The sequence below is a fragment of the Bradyrhizobium liaoningense genome, from assembly GCF_018130955.1.
In the GTDB taxonomy this organism is placed as follows: Bacteria; Pseudomonadota; Alphaproteobacteria; order Rhizobiales; family Xanthobacteraceae; genus Bradyrhizobium; species Bradyrhizobium liaoningense_C.
Genome location: NZ_JAFCJM010000092.1, coordinates 1 through 21,423 on the forward strand (window position 1 = coordinate 1; position 21,423 = coordinate 21,423).

The following is a 21,423-nucleotide window of genomic DNA, read 5'->3' on the forward strand; positions in this document are numbered from 1 at the left end:
GTCATCGACCGGACACCACTCCGGTCAAATCGCGCCAGTCATGGCGCTCCGCGCCATGCCTGGCGCACCACAAAAAAACCCGCCGGAGGCTGCCCTCCGGCGGATCATCTCTCATCGCGACTTGCGGCCGGCTTACGCCTTCATCGCGCCCTTCACGGCTTCCGCCGTGATCGGCAGCGACCTGACGCGGGCGCCGCAGGCGTTGAAGATGGCGTTGCCGATGGCCGGTGCGACCACCGTCACCGCCGGCTCGCCGACGCCGGTGGCCTTCTCGCCATTGGCGATCACGGCAACCGCGACCTCGGGCACCTGGCTCATGCGAAGCGGCGTGTAGGTATCGAAGTTCTTCTGCTCGATACCGCCGTCCTTGAGCGTCGCCTTCTCGTACATCGCAAGCGACAGGCCCCACAGCGCCGCACCCTCGACCTGAGCGCGGATGTTGTCGGGATGCACCTGCGTGCCGACGTCGGTCGCCACCGTGAGCTTCTTCACCTTCACCTCGCCCGATGGCGCAACCGCGACATGGGCGACGCAGGCGGTCCAGCTTGCGGTCGCGCGCTCCTGCGAGGAGACGCAGGCCACGCCCATGCCCTCTCCCTTCGGGAGCTGCTTGGTGCCGTAGCCGGCGAGACCCATCGCGGCGAGCAGCGTGTTACGCAGCCGCTGCGCGCCGCCGTCGTTCTTGCCCTTGCCGTCGAGCAGGGAGATGCGGAGCTGGGCGGGATCCTTGCCCGTCGCAGCCGCGATCTCGTCGATCATGCTCTCGACTGCCCAGAAGGTCCAACCGGGCGCCACCGAGCGGAGCTGACCGGACGGGGTGGCGTTGTGCGCCATCTCGTTCTTGATCGCCCGCACATAGTGGTTCGGCACGGTGTAGAAGAAGTCCGCCCCGTTCACCGTGAACGAGTCGAGCGGGCCCTTCTTGTCGACCGACGGAGTCAGGAAGTCCGGGATGCCCCAGCGCGCGGTCGGCCAGGCCGAGACCACGTCGTGGCTGAGCGCGACGACCTTGCCGTCGCCATCTACGCCGGCCTTGACCTTCTGGTAGGTGAGCGGACGCGAGAAATCCATCGTCATGTCGTTCTCGCGCGTGTAGATCACCTTGACCGGCTTGCCGACGGCCTTGGCCGCCTGCACCGCGGGGATCATCATGTCGGCGTCGAGACGCCGGCCAAATCCGCCGCCCAGCCACATCTGGTGCATGACGACGAACTTTGGATCGATCCCGGCGGCACCCGCGGCGATCGCGCCGGAGCGCGTCGCGAACTGGTTGCCGGAATAGATGTGCAGGATGTCACCCTTGAACTCCGCCGTCGCGTTCATCGGCTCCATCGGCGCGTGGATGTTGATGCTGGTGGTGTATTCCGCCTCCAGCACCTTCGCCGCCGAGCCGAACGCCGCCGTGGGATCGCCGTCCTTGACGAAGAACTGTCCGGAATCGTCGAGCCCCTGGAGCCGCTTGGCTTCGTCGAGCAACGACTGGCTCGACAACTTTGCGTTCGGACCGCCGTCGTAGGCGATCTTCAACGCCGCCGCCGCCTTCTTGGCGTTGGCGTAGGTATTGGCCACGGCGACCACCCAGCCCGACGTCGTTTGGGTCTTGTCGTCGATGATGACGGCCTTGACGAAGCCCGGCACCTTCTTGGCATCACTGTCGTCGATCGACTTCACGGTCGCACCGAAGCGCACCGGCGGCGTGACGATCGCGCCATAGGCCATGCCCGGCAGCATGACGTCGATGCCGTACTTGGCCGTGCCGTTGCTCTTGGAGGGAATGTCGAGCTGCGGCACCGATACACCGATCATGGTGTATTGATCCGGCGTCTTCAGCTTGATCGCCTTCAACTCGTCCGGCGTGAAGGTCTTGGTGGCCTTGCCGCTCTTGACGATGTCGGCAAAGCTCATCGACTTCTTCGACTTCGGATGCGTGACCATGGAGTCGCGCACGATCAGCTCGTCCTTGTAGAAGGGCGGCAGACCCATGGCGGCGGCAGCGGCTTCCGTCAACGCGATGCGGCCGGCGGCGCCAGCGCGGCTCATCGCGTCGAAGTTCATCATGGTCGACCAGCTTCCGCCGGTGATCTGCGCACCCAGCACGGGGTCGTTGAACTTCGGATCGTTGGAGGCGAGCTGAACCCGCATGTCGCTCCACTTCGCACCGAGCTCTTCGGCCACGATCTGCGCCATGGTGGAGGCGATGTGCTGGCCCATATCGGCCTTGCCGCAGGTCACGGTAACGAGACCATCCGGCGCGATCGAATACCAGACGCTCGGCTCGAAGTTGGAGGGCGCGGCGACGGCTTCTGCAATGCCGGGCACGCCGGCATAGCCGAGCACGAGACCGGTCGCGGCAGTGCCGACCAGGAAGGAACGACGGCTGAGATCGGTCGCTTCAGGGGTGACGTTGTTCACGTGCTTGTTCATGTGGCCCTCCGCTCGTTGCCGGTGGCGGAAGCGGTGCGCATCTCGCTGGCAGCCCGCAGGATCGCCTTCTGGATCCGCGAATAGGTCATGCAACGGCAGAGATTGCCGTCCATATGCGCCACGACCTCTTCCTTGGTCGGGTTGGGATTCTTAGCCAGCAGCGACGCGGCCTGCATGATCTGCCCGGACTGGCAGTAGCCGCATTGCGGGACTTGCTCGGCAATCCATGCCTTCTGAAGCGGATGATCACCCTTGGCGGAAAGGCCTTCGATGGTCGTGATCTTCTTGCCAGCGACGTCACCGACCATGGTCTGGCACGAGCGCACGGCTTCGCCGTTGACGTGCACGGTGCAGGCTCCGCACAAACCGGCACCGCAACCGAATTTGGTGCCGGTCATCTGCAATTGCTCGCGGATCGCCCATAGAAGCGGCGAATCGCTCGCCGCATCCACGGACATACCCCGCCCGTTGATGTTGAGAGTAGGCATGGTTTCTTCCCCTGCCGGTGCATGAAGCCGCTTACGGCGGCAACTTGTACGGCGGACGCCCACCGGGCTGGCGTCAACCTTGGCGGCGAGAATGATCGCGTTCGCTCGCTGAGGCAAATGCAATTTGGAATTGATCGAAACAAACGCAGCGACGAACTGTTGTGCGTTGCGACAAGGCCGCCGACGCAACCGCGCGACGGAATAATTGCCTGCTATTGAAACATGCGCGCCATCGTCGGCGGGCAGTTTCCTGCGAGTAACCCAACGCGCTAGGATGTTCGACAAGCGAACAGGGGTGAGCGACATGCCAACAATCAATCGGGACGGAGTTGCCATCTACTACGAAGTCCATGGCAACGGTCCGCCGCTGCTGCTGACGCATGGCTATTCCGCGACCTCGGCGATGTGGCAGGGCCAGATCGAAACTTTCAGCCGGGATCACACACTGGTGTTGTGGGACATGCGCGGCCATGGCCAGTCCGACTATCCCGATGATCCCAAGGCTTACAGCGAAGCGCTGACCGTCAGCGACATGGCTGATATCCTCGATGCTGTCGGCACTGATCGCGCCATCATCGGCGGTCTCTCGCTCGGCGGCTACATGTCGCTGGCGTTCTATCGCGCGAACCCTGCGCGCGTACGCGCGCTGCTGATCATCGATACCGGCCCGGGCTTCAAGAAGGACGACGCGCGCGAGGCCTGGAACAAGCGCGCTTACGACACGGCCGACAGGTTCGAGCGCGAGGGCCTGGACGTGCTGAAATCGGCGAGCCGCGAACGCTCCAGCGCCAGCCATCGCAACGCCAAGGGACTGGCGCTCGCCGCGCGCGGCATGCTGACCCAGCGCGACGCGAAAGTGATGGAGGTTCTGCCCGACATCAAGGTGCCGTCATTGGTCGTGGTCGGTGCCGACGACACGCCCTTCCTCGCCGCGTCTGATTACATGGCAGCAAAGATCCCTGGCGCGCAGAAGGCGGTGATTCCGGCGGCCGGACACGCCGTCAACATCGACCAGCCGCAGGCTTTTGTTGACGCGGTCGTGCCTTTCCTTAAGAACGTGTCGCGATAGGCGCGAACAAGGACGCAAGAGCGATGACGCGATCGACATTGGCTTCCGGACTGATGGCGCTGGTTGCGCTATCGGCGCCGGCGTTGGCGCAGCAGCCGATGCCGCGGCTGCCCTTCGTCGCGACGCTTTCCAACACCACGCCGCTGGCCTTCGGCATGGACGTCGAGGAGACGGCGCGAGCGCTGGGACAGCAGTTGCAATATGTCAGGGGACGTCCGGGCGAGGAGACCTTTCTCGCCCTGCGCAACATCGGCGGCAGCGGACTCGTGCGCAATCGCCACCGCCTGTTCCTGCAATTCCACCACGGCCGGCTTGCGGGGTGGAAGGGCGACTATGGCGAGAACTGGATGTGGGAATGATCCTGATCGTGAGGAGAAAGAGCCGGCGATTGGAAACAACACCTAACAACCCGAGGACAATCCCGTGGGACAAGACATCAAATTGACGGCCTCAGACAATTTCCAGTTTGGCGCTTATCGCGCTGACCCCAGCGGCACGCCAAAGGGCGCGATCGTGGTGATCCAGGAGATTTTTGGGGTGAATCATCACATCCGCTCGGTCTGCGACCGGCTGGCGAAGGAAGGCTATGTCGCCATCGCGCCGTCGATCTTCGATCGCACCACGCCGAATTTCCAGTCGGGCTATACGCCCGACGAGGTCGCGGAAGCGCGAAAGTTCGTCGCTAGTCCCGACTGGGCGGCGATGCTGCGCGACACGCAGGCCGCGATCGATGCGGTGAAGGCGATCGGCCCGGTCGGCATCATCGGCTTTTGCCTCGGCGGCAGCATCGCCTTCGTCGCCGCCACACGGCTGTCCGGCCTGAAGGCCGCGATCGGCTATTATGGCGGCGCCATCGCGCGCTTTGCGGACGAGAAGCCGAAGGTGCCGACGCAACTGCATTTCGGCGAGAAGGACGCCGGCATTCCGCTCACCGATGTCGAGGCCATCAAGGGCAAGCGGCCGGACGTCGAGGTCTTGATCTATCCGGGCGCCCAGCATGGCTTCCATTGCGACGAGCGCGCGAGCTACGACAAGACCAGCGCCGACATCGCCTGGCCCTGCAGCATGACGTTCTTTGCCGCGCATCTGAAGTGAGTGGTTAGGACCGCAAACCCAGCCTGCGCAGTCGATAGTCGAGCTGCGCCCGGCTGATCCTGAGCGCGCGCGCAGCGGCCGAGACGTTGCCGCCGGCGCGCGCCAGGGCCGCCTCGTAAGTTGCACGCTCGACATCGGCGAATGACGCGCCATGATCGGCTGATGGCGCAACAGGCGCCTCAGCCGGCTGCGCGCCGTCGGCGTGAAGCGGCATGCGTCCAAGCCGCCCCTCGTTGGTGAGCTGGATCGAGAATGGCGGCAGGAGCTCGGAGCCGCTGAAGAGGTGGCCGACGTCGATCACGCCGCCATCATCGGCATAGACCACGCCACGCTCGATCAGATTCTGCAGTTCGCGGATGTTGCCGGGATAATTGTATTTGAGCAGCGCGCCGGTCGCGCGCCGGCTGAAGCCGGTGAGGCGGCGGCCGTGCCGCGTGCAGTAGGCACTGAGGAAATGCGCCATCAGGAGCGGAATGTCGTCGCGCCGCTCACGCAACGGCGGGATCGCGATCGGGAAGACGCAGAGGCGGAAATAGAGATCTTGCCGAAAACGGCCGGCCGCAACCTCCGTGCTGAGATCGACGTTGGATGCCGCGACCACCCGAACATCGAGGGAGATCGTCTTGCTGCCTCCGACGCGTTCGATCTTGCGCTCCTGTAATGCACGCAAAACCTTGCCCTGCGCCGAATAGGTCAGCGAAGCGATCTCGTCGAGGAACAGCGTGCCCCCTGAAGCGCGCTCGAAGTAGCCTGCGCGTGAGGCGATTGCGCCGGTATAGGCCCCCTTCTCAACGCCGAACAATTCGGACTCGACGAGCTGTTCCGGTATAGCGGCGCAGTTGATCGCGACGAACGGACCCCCACTGCGCCGGCTCATCGCATGCAATTGGCTGGAGAAAAGCTCCTTGCCGACGCCGGACTCGCCGACGAACAGCACGGTCGCATCGGTCGCCGCGACCCGCTCGAGCTGGCGCCGCGTGCGCACGAAGGCAGCCGAGACCCCGACGGCGACATCGTCCTTTCCGTCGACACTGGCTGGAGCCTCCTGTTCGGCAACAGCCATCTTCGTCGCGGCGTGAAGCGGACGGCTCTTCCATTCCAGGCCGAAATATTGCCGCTCCGGAGCGTCATCGCCCCAGGCATCGGCATGCTGGCCGATAATGACGCAGCGTGGCGCGCCCATGGCGGCGCATTCGATCTCGCGAAAGATCACCGGCTTGCCGAGCAGTTTTGTGGTGTAGCCCGAGGGATAGCCGACCTGCAGCCAGCACACCGGTTCGGTGGCAAGGCCATAGCTCGCAACATGCTCGGCCGCTTCCGATGAATCGTCCCAATAGAACTCGCCGAAATAGGTGCCCTTGTCGCGGTCGAACTCGAAGTGCCGCGTGGTCACCTTGACGAAGCCCTCCAGCGTATGCACCCGCGGTCCGGCGGCGAGCGCGTGCGTCAGATCTTCATTCGGAAAACGCTTCTGGATCAGCGCGGCATCGCGCGCGCCCTGCATGTAACCGACTCGCATGAAGATCGCCTTGGCAGTCTCCATGCCGAAGGCGTCGATGATCTCCGCACGCAGCCTCCCCAGCACCTGCGACTGCATCAAGACCATGCGCTGGTCGTTGAGCCAGATGCGGCCATCGCCAAGCGCGAAATGCAGGGACTCCGCGAGATCATCGAAGGTCGGCGGCGCACCGGTATGGAGCTCGCTGCTGGCGCCCCGACTGAGAATTTGCGCCGAGCGGCGCGACGCCTCGGCAAGCGAGATCAGGGACTCCTTGTCGGACACGTCGGCGGCCTTTTGCTTCATCAAATGATGAAGAGACCTTAGACGCCTTCCATCATTTCAGGAAGAGATCGCCCGCCGGCGTGAATCCGCAGCCAAAACCCGCCGGCACGGTTTCAGAGCTATCTGAATGAAATAATTTATCTATTTGGCTTCTTTCGAGCTGCACCTCGAACTTCGCCGAGCCTGGCACCCGCCTTGCTATCCCCTGAGATCAACGGGAGGAAAACGACAACAAGAGGACTGGCCCGCAGTCCCGATCACGACCGGCGGTGCGCCCGTCCGGACCAAGGCGATGTCGCCGGGGTGCGCCCTTGTGACCTGTTTCCCCTCCCTACGCCGCAGGCATGGCGCCCGCGGACGATAACGACAGCCCGCGACGCGGGAAGATGGGAGGAGATTTCGATGAATACACAGGCCCGCAATTTCATTGCCACCGAGCGTTGGCACGGCAAGGCATTCCTCGGCGAATGGTCTGCAACCGGCGGCGGGGTCGCTGACATCAGCGATCCCGCGACGCGCACCGTGCTCGGCTCGGTCGGCATCGGCAATGCCTCAGATATCGCAAAGGCCGCGCGCGCGGCGCGCCTCGCCCAGCCGGGCTGGGCGGCGATGCTTCCGCAGGAACGCGCCGCGATCCTGAACAAGGCGGCCGACCTACTCGAACGCAATGGCGAAGAGCTGATCGGCTGGATCATGCGCGAGAGCGGATCGATCCAGCCGAAGGCCGCGATCGAGGTCGAGCATGGCGCCGGCTTTGTGCGCCACGCGGCTGCCGTTGCGCTCGAGCCCAACGGAATTCTGTTGCCGTCGATGGAGCCGGGCCGCTCCAACACCGCAAAGCGCGTGCCGCATGGCGTTGTCGGCGTAATCTCGCCGTTCAATTTTCCGCTGGTGCTCTCGATCCGAGCCGTCGCCGCGGCACTCGCGGTCGGTAATGCCGTCGTGCACAAGCCCGATCCGCGCACGGCCGTGTCGGGCGGCATCATCATCGCGCGAATCTTCGAGGAAGCCGGCCTGCCTGCAGGCGTACTCCAGATCGTGCCGGGAGGCGCTGTGGCGGGTGAAGCCATGTGCGCCGATCCCAACATCGCGATGATCTCGTTCACCGGCTCGGCCGCCGGCGGCAGCAAGGTCGGCGAGGTCGCCGGCCGCAACCTCAAGAAGGTCCAGCTCGAGCTCGGCGGCAAGAATTCGCTGATCGTGCTCGACGATTCCGATCTCGACGTCGCGGCGTCCAACGCCGCCTGGGGCGCGTTCCTGCACCAGGGTCAGATCTGCATGTCGACCGGCCTCGTGCTGGCGCAGAAAGGTATCGCCGAAGGCCTGGCGAACCGGATTGCCGAAAAGGCGCGGCACCTGCCGGCAGGCGATCCCTCGTCCGGGCGCGTCGCGCTCGGGCCGATCATCAGCGATGCGCAAGTCGAGAAGATTCAATCCATCGTGGACGATGCGGTGGCCAAGGGCGCGCGGCTGCTCGCCGGCGGCAGCCATGACGGCCGCTACTATCAGGCGACCGTGCTTGCCGATGTGAAGCCCGGCATGCTCGCTTTCGAAGAGGAGATCTTCGGACCCGTCGCCTGCATCGTCAGCTTCGAGACCGACGACGACGCGGTCGCGCTCGCCAATCTCTCCGAGTATGGCCTCGCGGCCGGTGTCATCTCGGGCTCGATCGCCCGCGCACGCACCGTCGGCGAACGCTTGAACGTGGGCCAGCTCCACATCAACGACCAGACGGTGAATGGCGGCCCGTTCGCGCCCTTCGGCGGCCGCGGCCGCTCCGGCAATGGCAGCCGCATCAGCGGTCCTGCGATCTGGGAAGAGTTCACGCAGTGGGTGTGGACCTCCGAGAAGCCGCAAGCGACGCCCTACCCGTTCTGACGCTTGTACCGCGTCCGGCGAGCGTTGCGCCGGACGCACCTGCGATCCCAATCCTGCCATTCCTGACCGGAGATCCCGCAAATGAAAATCCGTGCCGCCATCGCCCGCGAAAAGGGCGCACCGCTCAGCCTCGAAAGCATCGATCTCGAAAGTCCCCGCGCTGACGAGATCCTCGTGAAGGTCGCCGCGACCGGCGTCTGCCACACCGATCTCGTCGTGCGCGACGGGATGCTGCCGACACCCCTGCCCGTCGTGCTCGGCCATGAGGGAGCCGGCGTCGTCGAAGCCGTCGGCTCCGGCATCACCAAGGTGAAGCCCGGCGACCACGTGGTGATGACGTTCAATTCCTGCGGCGCCTGCCCGAGCTGCCGCGATCATGCGACCACCTATTGCCACGAATTCTTCCCGCGCAACTTCTTCGCCACGCGGGTCGACGGCACCAGCGGCCTCTCCAAGGACGGCGAGCGCATCAACGGCAACTTCTTCGGCCAGTCGTCCTTCGCGACTCATGCGCTGTGCCATGAAGCGAATGTCGTGAAAGTGCCGAGCGACGTGCCGCTCGACCTCCTGGGACCGCTGGCCTGCGGCGTGCAGACGGGCGCCGGCGCCGTGCTGAACGCGTTGCGCGTTTCGCCCGGAAAATCCTTTGCCGTGTTCGGCGCGGGCTCGGTCGGCCTGTCCGCCCTGATGGCCGCGGTCGTCGTCGGCGCGACCACTATCATCGCCGTCGACACCAAGCCGTCGCGGCTGAGCGTCGCAAAGGCGCTCGGCGCCACCCATACGATCGATCCGACCAAGGTCAATCCGGTCGAGGAGATCATGCGGATCACCGGCAGCGGGCTGAACTTCGCGCTCGACACCACCGGCCTTCCCGCGGTGATCCGCAGTGCCGTGGAAAGCCTCGGTCCGCGCGGCGCCTGCGGCATCCTGGGCGCGTCGGGACCGGATGCCGAGATCGTCCTCAACGAGACCCACTTCATGAGCGGCGGCCGCCGCCTCATCGGCATCGTCGAAGGCGAATCCAACCCGGACGTTTTCATTCCGATGCTGATCGACCTCTATCGGCAGGGGCGCTTCCCCTTCGACAAGCTCGTGAAGTTCTACGCGCTCGACGAGATCAACAAGGCCATCCACGTCTCGGAAACGGGCGAGGTCATCAAGCCGATCGTGCGGATGAGCTGAGCGGCAGCGCACGGATAGACCGGTCGCATCACGACAATGACGATCCAGGCCGGCGCGACCGGCGGCCGGTTCGTCATCCCAGGAGGAAACATGTCCAGCCAACAACTCGCAGCCATTCTCGAGATCAGCGCCCAATTTCCGCCGCCCGAAAATGCCGGCCCAGCCGAGATGCGGGCCTGGTTCGAGGCGATCAATGCGCAGACGCCGATCCCCGACGGCATCATGATCGAGCGCGTTGCGGCGGGCCCGGCTGGCGGCGACCTGATCAGCTATCCCGGCGCCGACGGCAAGCGCCTGATCATCTACTTCCATGGCGGCGGGTTCTTCTTTGGCTCCCCGCGTTCGCATCGCGTCGTGGCCGCAAATCTCGCGCGTCTGTCGGGCATGACGGTACTTGCCGCCGACTATCGGCTGGCGCCGGAAAATCCCGCGCCGACGGCGCATGACGATGCGTTCGCCGTCTACGCTTGGGCACTGGAGCGCGGCTATGCCGCGTCTGCCATCGCCCTGACCGGCGATTCCGCCGGCGGCAATCTTGCGCTGGCGACTGCCGTGCGGGCACGCGACGCCGGCCTGCCCCGGCCTGGCGCGCTGGTGCTGATGTCCCCCGCGCTCGATTTCACCGGGACGAGCGAATCCTATCGCACGATCGTGGATGCGCCGCTGCTGACGCCGCAACTGATGACGCTGTTCACCAATGTCTATGTCGGCGAGGGCGATCCGAGATCACCGGCGGTGACGCCGTTCGACAGCGACCTGTCGAAGCTGCCGCCGGCCCTCATCCACGTCGGTTCCTGGGAGTTGCTGCGCGACGACAGCGTGCACATCGCCCAAAGGCTGCGCGAGGCCGGTGGCTCGACGGAGCTCAAGATCTGGGAGGGGATGTGCCATTCCTGGCAGCTCTTCGCGCCGATGCTCGACGAAGGCATGGCCTCGATCGACGAAGCAGCGAGTTTTGCACGAGCTCACTTGAAGGCCTAGGCAAGCCGACGACGCGCGGTCAGAACCAGCGTTCGCCGACGTAGACGGTGTCGCCGGGCCCGAGTGGCGTGCCGAGCGGCACGACGGCCCGCATGGCGGCGCCGCCTTCGCTGTGGGTGATCGTCACCATGTCGCGCTTTGCGCGCGGGGAGAAGCCGCCGGCAATGGCGACCGCGCTCTCCACCGTCATGTTCGGCACGTAGGGATACTGGCCGGGCGCGGTGACCTCGCCCAGAATGAAGAACGGGCGATAAGCCTCGATCTCGACCGCCACCGACGGTTCGCGGATATAGCCGTTGCGCAGGCGCGCGGCGATGTCGGCTGCGAGTCCTGCGGTGGTGCGGCCGCGCGCCGGCACCGCGCCGATCAGCGGCAGGGTGATCGAGCCGCCGGCATCGATCGCGTAGGTGTTGGTGAGGCCTTCCTGGCCGTAGACGACGACGCGCAAGCGGTCGCCGGCATCGAGACGATAGGATACGTCATGGCGCGCTGCGACCGGCACCGGCATCGGCGCGGCATAGCCGACCGGCATGGGCGCAGGCGCCGAGGCAAAGGAGCTACGGATCGCGCTGATCGCACCGCCGCTGGTGTCGGCGACGACGACGGGCGGCGGAGCACCGGGCTGGCCATAGGCCATGTAGTCGAGATCGCTGCGCGGCTGCGCGACGGCGACCGGGCCTGCCGTCTGCATGCAGCCGCCAAGGGCGAATGCGGCAGAAGCTGCCAAGATCGACAATCGAAACGCGCGCGCAACCCGCACTGGAGCCCATCCCTTGAAACGAGACGGCTCCAGTCTTGCACCTGTTATGGTTAATAAAGCGTTTCGGGTGGTATGCGGCGGCGATTGCTCGCCACCGTCATTCCGGGGCGCGCGAAGCGCGAACTCGGAATCCAGAGATTGTGGAGCGAGATTCCGGGTTCGATGCTGACGCATCGCCCCGGAATGGCGGTGCAAACAACTACGCGCTCACACCGACGCCAATCGGGCAGGACACGCCGGTGCCGCCGAGGCCGCAATAGCCGGCCGGATTCTTGGCCAGATATTGCTGGTGGTAGTCTTCGGCAAAATAGAAATCGCCGGCCGGCGCGATCTCGGTGGTGATGGCGCCAAGTCCCTTCGCGGCAAGCGCCTTCTGATAGAGCGCCTTCGATTCATCGGCCGCCTTCTTCTGCGCACCGCCAAATGTGTAGATGGCGCTGCGATATTGCGTGCCGACGTCGTTGCCCTGGCGCATGCCCTGCGTCGGGTTGTGGTTCTCCCAGAATGCCTTCAAGAGGCGCTCGTAGGAGATCTTCTTCGGATCGAACACGACCAGCACCACTTCGGTGTGGCCAGTGCGGCCCGAGCAGGTCTCTTCATAGGTCGGATTGGGCGTGTGACCGCCGGCGTAGCCGACCGCGGTGACATAGACGCCCTCGCCGAGCTCCCAGAACTTGCGCTCGGCGCCCCAGAAGCAGCCGAGCCCGAACACGGCCTGCTCGAGGCCCGCGGGATAAGGCGGCTTGAGCTGATGGCCGTTGACGAAGTGGGTTGACGCAGTCGGGATCGGTTGCGCACGGCCGGGCAGCGCTTCTGCTGCGCTCGGCAATGCGGTGGTCTTGCGCATGAACAGCATGATCTCTTCTCCGAAACGAGCCCTCGCCGCCAAAGCAAGGCGCTTTCTGCGGCGTGCTCGCGATACCTGTTGAATATAGGCATTTACGTTGCCGGGGGCAGCCCTGTTACGCTGCTCCGATGCAGCCCGTTCGGATTGAAGCCTCGTTCCGATGGGATCGGAACGGGGCTCCAGCTTCTGGTTTTGACACGTTTTCTTGACGCGAACCGGTATCCACTCCGCTCGAAAACGCTCTAGTCGCGCGAATAGCCGATCAGGGGTTTTCGCGGCCGGAACAAAATCATCAGGACGATGCCGAGGAGGCCGAGCACGGCAAACACCGGCTGGTCCAGGAGCACCCGGATCACGGAGGTCCAGAGCCAGGGTGCCTTGGCCTCGACCCAGGTCCGGAACGCCTGCTGGCTCGCCTGGTGAATATCGTTCCAGAACTGGCCGAAACGGGTGAAGCGCAGGGTCTGGTCGGCCACCCAGCGGGCGCCGTCATAGACCATGAAGATGAAACCGCCAGCCAGCAGCAACAGCCCAATCAGTCGGAAAAAGCCGCGGATCATGTATCACCTTATATGGTCGTCCGGCCGAGACCGGTCGCAATGCCGCCAGCCAATACCGGGGTGGTGGCGGAAATTCAACCTCATCAGTACGTTACGGCCGTTCCCGGGCCGCACTGAGGCCACTTTAGGTGTCCCGAGGACGTTGACGGTGCCGCAGGCCCCCTCTATAAGGGCGCCAACTGGCGGCGGGCGCAATCCCGCCGCCGCTGTTCTTTGAGCAGTGTCGGGGACGGCCGCAAGGCTGTTGCTCATGCTCCGGGACCAGCCTTGCAACCGAACACCCTAAAACCGAGCGTCGATTTCGCGGTCAAGCAGCCGGCGCCACCCGATCACAAAGCGACCGGTCGCCGCAGAGGATATTTGAGACCATGGCCAACACAACTTCCGCCAAGAAAGCGACGCGCAAGATTGCCCGCCGCACCGCCGTCAACAAGTCGCGCCGCACCCAGATGCGTGGCGCCGTCCGCACTGTCGAAGAGGCGATCAAGACCGGCGATCGCGCCGCCGCGCTGAAGGCGCTGGCGAACGCCGAGCCCGCCTTGATGCGCGCTGCGCAGCGCAACATCATTCACAAGAACAATGCGAGCCGAAAAGTTTCGCGGCTCACCGCGCAGATCTCCAAGCTCGGCAAGTAATCCGCCAGCAGCAGACCGATCGCACGTTGATGAAGCCCGGCATCCGCCGGGCTTTTTCTTTTGCGCTTCTGCAGGCAACTGTCCGAACACGCAAGCGCTGCGTCGAATGAGTGTCTCGAACGGTTCTCAAAGGAGCCGGTTCTCGAAGAGCACTTGGAAAAATTGTTCGTCTCTGTATGCTTCGTTCCGTAGTTTTACCTGTTTGCTGTTTTGCCACACCGGAAACTTCGTTGCAGTTGCGAAAGCCCTTGTGTGGCCGCGCTAAAATGGACGCGCGTGCATTCAATGATCTTTGCACACCGTAGTTTCCACGGAACACCGTGCAACGCGAGGATTGGCGGGAGTTACCCTGCAAAACGAGTCTCGAAAAGCGGTGCGTCGATAATCACTTATCCACATAGTGACCAGCAGAGATTGGAAAATTCGCCCGCACGGCACTCGCGTGACGCTTTTGCAAAAAATTTTTGAACGCTGTCGGAGAATTGTCACATGACGCGGATGGCCTTCGAATCTGCACGGCGATTCAAATCGTTGCTCCCGAGTCTGTGAACAACTCCGCGCGCGGCGTTAACGTAGATGAAGATTTAACCTCCTCGACTGTGAATCAAATTCATTGCGAGTCTCGGTGCATCGTGTATTTCTTAAGTCGTTCGCGGCGCCCACGATCTTGAGACCAGCGCGGTTTTAGAAACGGGGCGAGCGTGCAAATCGGCGGCGGTGTGCACGTTGGCGACGCTTTACCAAGCGATTGTCGGTTGGAAACCCATAGCGATATGGGAATGGTGATCCTTTGTCTAAAGTCTCCTAGTGAGGCATCCGTGTCTCACTCGCCTCAAGGCGCAAGTGAGAGACGATCACAAGGCACCCCGACACGCGTGAAGGCAGAGCCGGGCGAACAGCTAGTACAGAGGGCAAGACGTCACGGCAGGACGAGTACGTTCCGACGTGGAGTCTTTAGAGTATACGCAGGACCTTGCCGTGAGCAATCACGGCAGGACGGGGAGGCACCATGTCTAACGGACACAACGCGGTATTTAACCAAATCCATTTTTCCAGCGATACCGTTTCCAATCCGTCTTGCGACCAGCCCCCGACGTGCGTGGGAGCACTGAGTACGCGCTGACCTCGCGAACTCTCCATTCCTGAAACTGACGATCTGACCAACGGCGTTTTCGCCGGACGGCCGATCCATGTCTTCAGGTTGGCTCGCTCGAGGTCGTGCCGTGGCAGGCAATCTGCAGCGGCATCCACACGCAACCTTACTCATTCAGAAAAGTTTCAAACGATGACATCGGAACAGGATCGCTGGTCCCGCGTGAAAGGTCGGCTGCGCACGAGCGTTGGCGAGGACGTCTATACGAGCTGGTTTGCGCGGATGGATCTGGAAGGGGTGCAGGAGGAAAGCGTGCGGCTTTCGGTTCCGACCCGCTTCCTGAAGAGCTGGATCCAGGCGCATTACGCCGAACGCGTGCTGTCCTGCTGGCAGGCCGAGATGCCGGAGGTGCATCGCATCGACCTCACGGTTCGTTCGGCGGTGCGTCCCGTCGTGCAGCCCAAGGAAGCGCCTGTCACGGTCGAAGCACGGCGCATGGACGGTCGTCCCGCACCGGAACTGCGCGCGACCGCGACCGCACCGGTCTCCGCCACGCATGACGCGCTCGGCGGCTCGCCGCTCGATCCGCGCCTGACCTTTGCGAGTTTTGTCGTCGGCCGCGCCAACACCTTGGCGCATGCAGCCGCACGCCAGGTCGCAGAAGGCCGTCGAGGCGACCCTGTCATGTTCAACCCGCTCTACATCCATGCCGGCGTCGGCCTCGGCAAGACGCATCTGTTGCAGGCGGTGACCTGGGCCGGCAATTCCGGCAGCGAGCGCAAGGTGCTGTATCTCACGGCCGAAAAATTCATGTATGGCTTCGTCGCCGCGCTGAAGACGCAGACGGCGCTCGCCTTCAAGGAAGCGCTGCGCGGCATCGACGTGCTCGTGATCGACGACCTCCAGTTCCTGCAGGGCAAGTCGACGCAGGCCGAGTTCTGTCACACGCTGAACGCGCTGATCGACGCCGGCCGTCAGGTGGTGATTGCCGCCGACCGTCCGCCGTCCGATCTCGAAAGCCTGGACGATCGCGTCCGCTCGCGGCTCGCCGGCGGCCTCGTGGTCGAGATGGGCTCGCTCGGCGAAGATTTGCGGCTTGGCATTCTCAAGTCGCGCGTCGCGGCGGCCCGCGCCCATCATGCCAGCTTCGACGTGCCGGAGGAGGTGCTCAACTATCTGGCGCGCACCATCACCCATAACGGCCGCGATCTCGAAGGTGCCATCAACCGCCTGCTCGCGCATTCAAAGCTCAACAACCAGCCGGTGACGCTTGAGATGGCCGAGCGCGAGGTGCGCGACCTGATCCGGCCGCAGGAGCCCAAGCGCATCAAGATCGAGGACATCCAGCGCGTGGTGGCGCGGCAGTATAATGTCAGCCGCTCCGACCTCCTGTCCTCGCGCCGTACCGCCAACGTGGTCCGGCCGCGGCAAGTGGCGATGTACCTCGCCAAGACGCTGACCTTGCGCTCGCTGCCGGAAATCGGCCGCCGTTTCGGCGGACGCGACCACACCACGGTGCTGCATGCCGTGCGCAAAATCGAGGCACTGGTCAGCAAGGACACGGCGCTCTCCGAAGAGGTCGAGTCGCTGAAGCGCCAGCTTCAGGAATAAACGCCTAAGCCCCCTCCCGACACCGATCTGATCGTCCCGGCACCCCCGGGGCGATCGCTGAAATTCGCCTGTAGATCGTGGGGGAACTGGCACCGAATCCCTTGAATCCCGCCCCCATCCGAGCCACCTTGCGCGACCCCGGCGGCTTTGATCATATCGGCCACGATGATCCGGCTTTCCGGGTGTCTCGGTGCCGCGGCGCCTCTTTAGGCTGCCCGGCTTTTCCAGTCGTCTTTCCATCTTGGGGATCGGGCGGGTAGTGCAATGAAGGTTACGGTCGAACGCGCGCAACTCCTGAAATCGCTGGGCCATGTCCACCGCGTGGTCGAGCGCCGCAACACGATTCCGATCCTCGGCAACGTGCTGGTGCGCGCCGAGGGTGCAAAATTGTCGCTGAAAGCGACCGACCTCGACCTCGAGGTGACGGAGACGCTTGCCGCCGAGACCGCGACCGCCGGGTCCACCACCGTGCCGGCCCACATGTTCTACGACATCGTCCGCAAACTGCCCGACGGCTCGCAGATCGTGCTGGAAGGCGACGGCGACCGCTCGGTGCTTGCGATCCGAGCCGGCCGCTCGCGCTTCACGCTGCAGACGCTGCCGGAGAATGATTTTCCTGATCTCGCCGCCGGCGACATGTCGCATTCGTTCTCGCTGGCCGCCAAGGACGTCAAGCGCCTGATCGACCGCACCCAGTTTGCGATCTCAACCGAAGAGACGCGCTATTACCTCAACGGCATCTATCTGCACGCCGCCGGCACTGCGAAAGCCGCCACCTTGCGCGGCGTCGCCACCGACGGACACCGTCTCGCCCAGCTCGATCTGGTGCAGCCCAAGGGTGCGGCCGGCATGCCCGGCGTGATCGTGCCGCGGAAGACCGTCGGCGAGGTGCAGCGCCTGATCGAGGACAGCGAGGCGGAAGTCACGATCGAGCTGTCGCAGGCAAAAATCCGCTTCACCATCGGCAATGTGGTGCTGACCTCAAAGCTGATCGACGGCACCTTCCCCGATTACGGCCGCGTCATTCCGCAGAACAACGACAAGGAACTGGTCGTCGACAAGAAGGATTTTGAGGCCGCGGTGGACCGCGTGTCGACGATTTCGAGTGAAAGGGGGCGCGCGGTCAAGCTGTCACTGTCGCCGGGCAAGCTGGTGCTGTCGGTGACCAACCCGGATTCCGGCAGCGCGACCGAAGAGCTCGAGGTCGAATACGCCTCCGACGCGCTCGATATCGGCTTCAACTCCCGCTATCTGCTCGACATCGCCGCCCAGATCGAGGGCGAGGTCGCAACGCTGCGGCTCGCCGACCCCGGCTCGCCCACGCTGGTCCAGGACCGCGACGACAAGAGCGCGCTGTACGTGCTGATGCCGATGCGGGTGTGAGGGCTACCGGCAACCGTACCTGTCGACTACATCCGTCATGGCCGGGCTTGTCCCGGCCATCCACGTCTTCGGAGTTGAAGAACGTGGATGCCCGGGACAAGGCCGGGCATGACGAAGAGCGCACTATATGACCCCCTCCCGCATCTATCGCCTGACGCTGACGCATTTTCGGAACTATCGCGCTGCGGGAATCGAGACGCAGGCCGACATGGTGGCGCTGGTCGGGCACAATGGCGCCGGCAAGACCAATTGCCTGGAGGCGATCTCCTTTCTCTCGCCGGGCCGGGGCTTGCGACGCGCGACGCTGGAAGACGTCGCCGACAATCAGGGCGACGGCTCCTGGGCGGTGTCCGCGCAGGTCGAGGGCGCGCTGGGGCTGGCGACGCTCGGCACCGGCATCGACCCGCCGCGCGCCGACACGACGGTGAGCCGGCGCTGCCGCATCGACCGCGAGCCGGTCAATTCCGCCACCACCTTCGGCGATCACATCCGCATGGTGTGGCTGACGCCGGCGATGGACGGGCTGTTCATGGGCGCGGCATCGGAACGGCGGCGCTTCTTCGACCGCCTAGTGCTCGCGATCGACAGCGAGCATTCCAGCCGCGTCTCCGCGCTCGACCGGTCGCTACGCTCGCGCAACCGGCTGCTGGAGACGCGCAATTATGATGACCATTGGTGCGACGCCATCGAGCGCGAGACCGCCGAGCTTGCGGTCGCGGTCGCAGCGACGCGGGGCCAGACCGCGGCAAAACTCGCCGAGATGCTGCATACGCGCGGGCAGGCTTCCGCATTTCCATCCGCGCAGATCGCGCTCGATGGCTGGATGGAAAACGCGCTGTTGAACGAAACGGCGACCGCGGTGGAAGACCGCTATCGCCAGATCTTGCGCGACAACCGGCCGCGCGACGCGATCGCCGGTCGCACCACCGACGGCCCGCATCTGACTGATCTCCAGGTGGTCTATGCGCCGAAGAGCATGCCGGCGCGCGATGCCTCGACCGGCGAGCAGAAGGCGCTGCTGATTGGGCTCGTGCTGGCGCATGCGACGCTGGTGGCGGAGATGACCGGCATCGTGCCGCTCTTGCTGCTCGACGAGGTCGTCGCGCATCTCGACCCGAACCGCCGTACCGCACTGTTTGCAGAACTCTTGAAGCTTGGTGCGCAGGTCTGGCTGACCGGCGCGGACCCGGCCGCCTTCGCCGAAATCGGCGCCTCCGGCCAGGTTTTCGATGTCGAAAACGGAAGGGTCACGGCACGCCGCTAGGCGCCGAAAGTTGAACCTGACGCCCGCCTCTGACGACTAGTCATCAGAGGCCGCGCCGACAGTGTCGCAGCCGTTGCAATCGCGCGAGCCCCGAGAGACGCGCGACATCCTTGGAGATTTGATGATGTCGACGGTAAGGCGCGGGATGCAGGTCCCGGCACGATGGCGGCTGTTTGCATGCGGCCTCGCTCTCCTCGCAAGCAGCTCGATGCCGGCGCGAGCCGACGATGGCATCGTCGACGTGCACAGCCTGCCGAAACTGGAGGGCGCGGTGGAAGACACCTCGCGGCCCGATTCCTACCGCGTCCAATATGGCGTACCGACCGTGGTCGCGGTGACCACTGCCGCCGCGAAGAAGATGTTCGTCGCCGATGGCTGGGTACCCTATGTCCGACCGCTCGACGAGAAAAACACCAATCTCGTCTTCAAGAAGGGACGGCAGGGACTTTCAGTCTCTTTCACGCAAGGCCTCGGCCGGCCCGATCACTCGGCGGTCTCCTACATTCCGAACCGCATCTATTCGAATGTGCCTTTCCCCGAGGGGGCGATCGACCTCGTGTTTGACGAGACGCGGCCCTATCTCGGCTGCGTCGCACCCACCGCTCTTGATGCGACGCTGGACTTCTACACGAAAGAAATGGCCGCGATCGGCTGGCGCAAGCTCACACCAGAGACGGCCGCAAGCTGGCCGAATGCGAACCTGACCGAAACGCTGCCGAACGGCGTGCGTGCGTTCTACGGCCACGACGATGACAAGCGCGGCGGCTTCTATCAGCAGAACCCGGTGATGCTGACGCTGACGCGCCGCGACGACGGCCGCACCAATGTCGAGATCAGGATCGCGCCGTTTGCATTGCCGACCCATCTCGAGACGGACGAGATATTCGGCTTGCCGACGCCGAAACCGCGCAAGTCGGCCTCGGGCAAGGGCAACGACCGCACCGGCAGGCACGAAGTGACGGTGGCCGCGCTTGCCGATCTGCCCGCAGTCCTCACCTTCTACCATCGCGAGCTTACAGCGCGTGGCTGGCAGGAAGACGGCAACGCGCCGCCCGCCGCCGGCGACGAGGTGGCGATCAAGATCTCTTCGGCCGAGGAAGCCGGCGTTCTGCGGCTCGGCCGCAAATATGATTTCACGATGGTCACCTTGACTGCGCAGGTGAAGGAGTCCGTGCTCGCCGCCCGCGCCAAGGCGAAGAAGGACGCCGACGACCAGTTCATGAAGGACGCCGAAGCGATGGCGAAACAGGTCATCGCCGCGGACGAGGTCCGGCGCAAGGCACAGGCCGCCACACTGTCCGATTCGCCGTTGCAGGCGCAGGCCGGCAGCAATACGCCGGTGCCGCTGCCGGAGAACGCGCAGGAGGTGAATTTCGACGGCGGCCGGCTCGAATTCAACTCCACCTCCAGCGTCAAGGCGATTGCCGCGTTCTACCGTGCATCGCTGAAGCAAGCGGGCTGGAAGGAGCAGCCCTCGGTGATCAACCAGCCGAACATGGCAGTGCTTGAGTTCGCCAAGGGCGGCAAGACGATCTCCTTCACGGTGATGCAGATGGGCGCCAAGGTGAATGTCAGCGCCGACGGATCCGGCCTGCGCATGGCCGCGGCCAAGCCTGCGTCCACCAACAAGCAGGCAAGCGGCAATCAGCCTGGGCCGGCAAAGGCGGCTGGACCGCTGGAATCCGATCCGGAGTCCGCGCTCCCCGTGCCGAAGCAGCGCACCTCGACCTCACTCGGCACTGCAAAACTGCCCGGCATCGGAGCCCCGTTCCGCCGTGAGCTGGAAGCCAGCGTGCCCGCCGAGCTCAGCGACGTGCTTGCGTTCTATCGCGCAGAACTGGGCAAGCTCGGTTGGCAGGAGAAGCCGGAAGGCGCGATGGTCGCCGCCGATCGCGTCCAACTCGCCTTCGCTTCCCCGCAGGGGCCGGCAACGCTGAAGCTCGGCCGCACCAATGGCGAGACGTCGGTCAACCTGGTGCAGAAGAACCCGGATGCCGCGACCAAAGCGGACATCATGCCCAAGCCGGGCCAAGCCAAGCTGCTGCTCGGCAACATGGGCAATCAGGACGCACAGCTCACCATCAACAAGCAGACCATCAAGATCTCCGCCGGCGCGGGCGGACCGCAGTCGCCGAAAGGGCCGATGCTCGATCTGCCGCCCGGCAAGTATCAGTACGCGCTGAAGATCGCGGGGCGCCCGGCCCGCAATGAGGCGATCGAGCTCGGCGCCGGCGATGCCTGGGGCCTGATGGTGGGTCCGACCGGCGAGGTGCTGCCGCTGCAGATGTACTAGCTTTGGTCTCTCAGGAGGTTGTCCATCTGGTCTGAACCGAGGAAGCTGAGGTTGCGAAGCTTCAGTGTTCCAGGGAG

At 64.4% G+C, this 21,423-nt stretch carries 17 protein-coding genes; 11 read left to right on the forward strand and 6 right to left on the reverse strand.

Annotated features, from left to right (window positions below; translation table 11 throughout):
* Window positions 1-132: 132 nt before the first annotated feature.
* Together JQ632_RS36650 and JQ632_RS36655 are read right to left on the reverse strand one after the other, a co-directional pair.
* A complete protein-coding gene (locus JQ632_RS36650; protein ID WP_212407584.1) occupies window positions 133-2,424 on the reverse strand; it encodes a molybdopterin cofactor-binding domain-containing protein in 2,292 nt (763 codons plus the stop codon).
* Window positions 2,421-2,912 (reverse strand): (2Fe-2S)-binding protein, encoded by a 492-nt coding sequence (locus JQ632_RS36655; protein WP_212407599.1) that lies wholly within the window; start codon window positions 2,910-2,912, stop codon window positions 2,421-2,423. The genes JQ632_RS36650 and JQ632_RS36655 overlap by 4 nt, the downstream gene beginning before the upstream one ends.
* Before the next feature lie 304 nt (window positions 2,913-3,216).
* Here JQ632_RS36655 and JQ632_RS36660 point away from each other — a divergent pair, with 304 nt between their 5' ends.
* The 3 genes from JQ632_RS36660 (at window position 3,217) to JQ632_RS36670 (ending at window position 5,076) form a co-directional block, all read left to right on the forward strand.
* Window positions 3,217-3,981, forward strand: coding sequence for an alpha/beta fold hydrolase (locus JQ632_RS36660; RefSeq protein ID WP_212407585.1), 765 nt, complete (start codon window positions 3,217-3,219; stop codon window positions 3,979-3,981).
* A 53-nt stretch (window positions 3,982-4,034) separates the two neighbouring features.
* Window positions 4,035-4,340, forward strand: a complete 306-nt coding sequence (locus JQ632_RS36665; protein ID WP_409363536.1) for a hypothetical protein — start codon at window positions 4,035-4,037, stop codon at window positions 4,338-4,340.
* Window positions 4,341-4,404: 64 nt separating this feature from the next.
* Window positions 4,405-5,076 (forward strand): dienelactone hydrolase family protein, encoded by a 672-nt coding sequence (locus JQ632_RS36670; RefSeq protein ID WP_212407587.1) that lies wholly within the window; start codon window positions 4,405-4,407, stop codon window positions 5,074-5,076.
* Window positions 5,077-5,080: 4 nt separating this feature from the next.
* On the opposite strand, the gene JQ632_RS36675 is transcribed toward JQ632_RS36670, so the two are convergent.
* Window positions 5,081-6,880 (reverse strand): sigma-54-dependent Fis family transcriptional regulator, encoded by a 1,800-nt coding sequence (locus tag JQ632_RS36675; protein WP_212407588.1) that lies wholly within the window; start codon window positions 6,878-6,880, stop codon window positions 5,081-5,083.
* A gap of 381 nt (window positions 6,881-7,261) precedes the next feature.
* Here JQ632_RS36675 and JQ632_RS36680 point away from each other — a divergent pair, with 381 nt between their 5' ends.
* From JQ632_RS36680 to JQ632_RS36690, 3 genes are all read left to right on the forward strand, one after another.
* Window positions 7,262-8,737: a benzaldehyde dehydrogenase gene (locus JQ632_RS36680; RefSeq protein ID WP_212407589.1), complete on the forward strand. Its 1,476-nt coding sequence runs from the start codon at window positions 7,262-7,264 to the stop codon at window positions 8,735-8,737.
* Window positions 8,738-8,818: 81 nt separating this feature from the next.
* Complete coding sequence (locus JQ632_RS36685) at window positions 8,819-9,919, forward strand: NAD(P)-dependent alcohol dehydrogenase (RefSeq protein WP_212407590.1); 1,101 nt, start codon at window positions 8,819-8,821, stop codon at window positions 9,917-9,919.
* Between the two features lie 90 nt (window positions 9,920-10,009).
* The gene (locus JQ632_RS36690) at window positions 10,010-10,900 is read left to right on the forward strand and encodes an alpha/beta hydrolase (protein WP_212407591.1); all 891 of its coding nucleotides are present in this window, start codon (window positions 10,010-10,012) and stop codon (window positions 10,898-10,900) included.
* Window positions 10,901-10,919: 19 nt separating this feature from the next.
* Here the strand turns inward: JQ632_RS36690 and JQ632_RS36695 are convergent, their stop codons facing one another.
* The 3 genes from JQ632_RS36695 to JQ632_RS36705 all read right to left on the reverse strand — a co-directional run bounded on the left by JQ632_RS36695 (window position 10,920) and on the right by JQ632_RS36705 (window position 13,067).
* Window positions 10,920-11,660, reverse strand: coding sequence for a polysaccharide biosynthesis/export family protein (locus JQ632_RS36695; RefSeq protein ID WP_212407592.1), 741 nt, complete (start codon window positions 11,658-11,660; stop codon window positions 10,920-10,922).
* Between the two features lie 199 nt (window positions 11,661-11,859).
* Window positions 11,860-12,516 (reverse strand): peptide-methionine (S)-S-oxide reductase MsrA, encoded by a 657-nt coding sequence (msrA, locus tag JQ632_RS36700; protein WP_212407593.1) that lies wholly within the window; start codon window positions 12,514-12,516, stop codon window positions 11,860-11,862.
* A gap of 233 nt (window positions 12,517-12,749) precedes the next feature.
* Window positions 12,750-13,067: a hypothetical protein gene (locus JQ632_RS36705; protein WP_212407594.1), complete on the reverse strand. Its 318-nt coding sequence runs from the start codon at window positions 13,065-13,067 to the stop codon at window positions 12,750-12,752.
* A 368-nt stretch (window positions 13,068-13,435) separates the two neighbouring features.
* On the opposite strand from JQ632_RS36705, the gene rpsT reads away from it, so the two are divergent.
* From rpsT to JQ632_RS36730, 5 genes are all read left to right on the forward strand, one after another.
* Window positions 13,436-13,702 (forward strand): 30S ribosomal protein S20, encoded by a 267-nt coding sequence (rpsT, locus tag JQ632_RS36710; protein ID WP_212407595.1) that lies wholly within the window; start codon window positions 13,436-13,438, stop codon window positions 13,700-13,702.
* A 1,285-nt stretch (window positions 13,703-14,987) separates the two neighbouring features.
* Window positions 14,988-16,406, forward strand: a complete 1,419-nt coding sequence (dnaA, locus tag JQ632_RS36715; RefSeq protein ID WP_249152799.1) for a chromosomal replication initiator protein DnaA — start codon at window positions 14,988-14,990, stop codon at window positions 16,404-16,406.
* 264 nt (window positions 16,407-16,670) lie between these two features.
* The gene (gene dnaN, locus JQ632_RS36720) at window positions 16,671-17,789 is read left to right on the forward strand and encodes a DNA polymerase III subunit beta (protein WP_212407597.1); all 1,119 of its coding nucleotides are present in this window, start codon (window positions 16,671-16,673) and stop codon (window positions 17,787-17,789) included.
* Window positions 17,790-17,916: 127 nt separating this feature from the next.
* Window positions 17,917-19,053, forward strand: coding sequence for a DNA replication/repair protein RecF (gene recF, locus JQ632_RS36725; RefSeq protein WP_212407598.1), 1,137 nt, complete (start codon window positions 17,917-17,919; stop codon window positions 19,051-19,053).
* A 124-nt stretch (window positions 19,054-19,177) separates the two neighbouring features.
* Window positions 19,178-21,346: a hypothetical protein gene (locus JQ632_RS36730; protein ID WP_212407600.1), complete on the forward strand. Its 2,169-nt coding sequence runs from the start codon at window positions 19,178-19,180 to the stop codon at window positions 21,344-21,346.
* Window positions 21,347-21,423: the final 77 nt, after the last annotated feature.

What these genes read in the sequence shown, in the direction of transcription:
- JQ632_RS36650 (WP_212407584.1), bottom strand. Translation starts at nt 2,424, where the DNA reads ATGAACAAGCACGTGAACAACGTCACCCCTGAAGCGACCGATCTCAGC.
- JQ632_RS36655 (WP_212407599.1), bottom strand. Translation starts at nt 2,912, where the DNA reads ATGCCTACTCTCAACATCAACGGGCGGGGTATGTCCGTGGATGCGGCG.
- JQ632_RS36660 (WP_212407585.1), top strand. Translation starts at nt 3,217, where the DNA reads ATGCCAACAATCAATCGGGACGGAGTTGCCATCTACTACGAAGTCCAT.
- JQ632_RS36665 (WP_409363536.1), top strand. Translation starts at nt 4,035, where the DNA reads ATGGCGCTGGTTGCGCTATCGGCGCCGGCGTTGGCGCAGCAGCCGATG.
- JQ632_RS36675 (WP_212407588.1), bottom strand. Translation starts at nt 6,880, where the DNA reads ATGAAGCAAAAGGCCGCCGACGTGTCCGACAAGGAGTCCCTGATCTCG.
- JQ632_RS36680 (WP_212407589.1), top strand. Translation starts at nt 7,262, where the DNA reads ATGAATACACAGGCCCGCAATTTCATTGCCACCGAGCGTTGGCACGGC.
- JQ632_RS36685 (WP_212407590.1), top strand. Translation starts at nt 8,819, where the DNA reads ATGAAAATCCGTGCCGCCATCGCCCGCGAAAAGGGCGCACCGCTCAGC.
- JQ632_RS36690 (WP_212407591.1), top strand. Translation starts at nt 10,010, where the DNA reads ATGTCCAGCCAACAACTCGCAGCCATTCTCGAGATCAGCGCCCAATTT.
- msrA (WP_212407593.1), bottom strand. Translation starts at nt 12,516, where the DNA reads ATGCTGTTCATGCGCAAGACCACCGCATTGCCGAGCGCAGCAGAAGCG.
- JQ632_RS36705 (WP_212407594.1), bottom strand. Translation starts at nt 13,067, where the DNA reads ATGATCCGCGGCTTTTTCCGACTGATTGGGCTGTTGCTGCTGGCTGGC.
- rpsT (WP_212407595.1), top strand. Translation starts at nt 13,436, where the DNA reads ATGGCCAACACAACTTCCGCCAAGAAAGCGACGCGCAAGATTGCCCGC.
- dnaA (WP_249152799.1), top strand. Translation starts at nt 14,988, where the DNA reads ATGACATCGGAACAGGATCGCTGGTCCCGCGTGAAAGGTCGGCTGCGC.
- dnaN (WP_212407597.1), top strand. Translation starts at nt 16,671, where the DNA reads ATGAAGGTTACGGTCGAACGCGCGCAACTCCTGAAATCGCTGGGCCAT.
- recF (WP_212407598.1), top strand. Translation starts at nt 17,917, where the DNA reads ATGACCCCCTCCCGCATCTATCGCCTGACGCTGACGCATTTTCGGAAC.
- JQ632_RS36730 (WP_212407600.1), top strand. Translation starts at nt 19,178, where the DNA reads ATGTCGACGGTAAGGCGCGGGATGCAGGTCCCGGCACGATGGCGGCTG.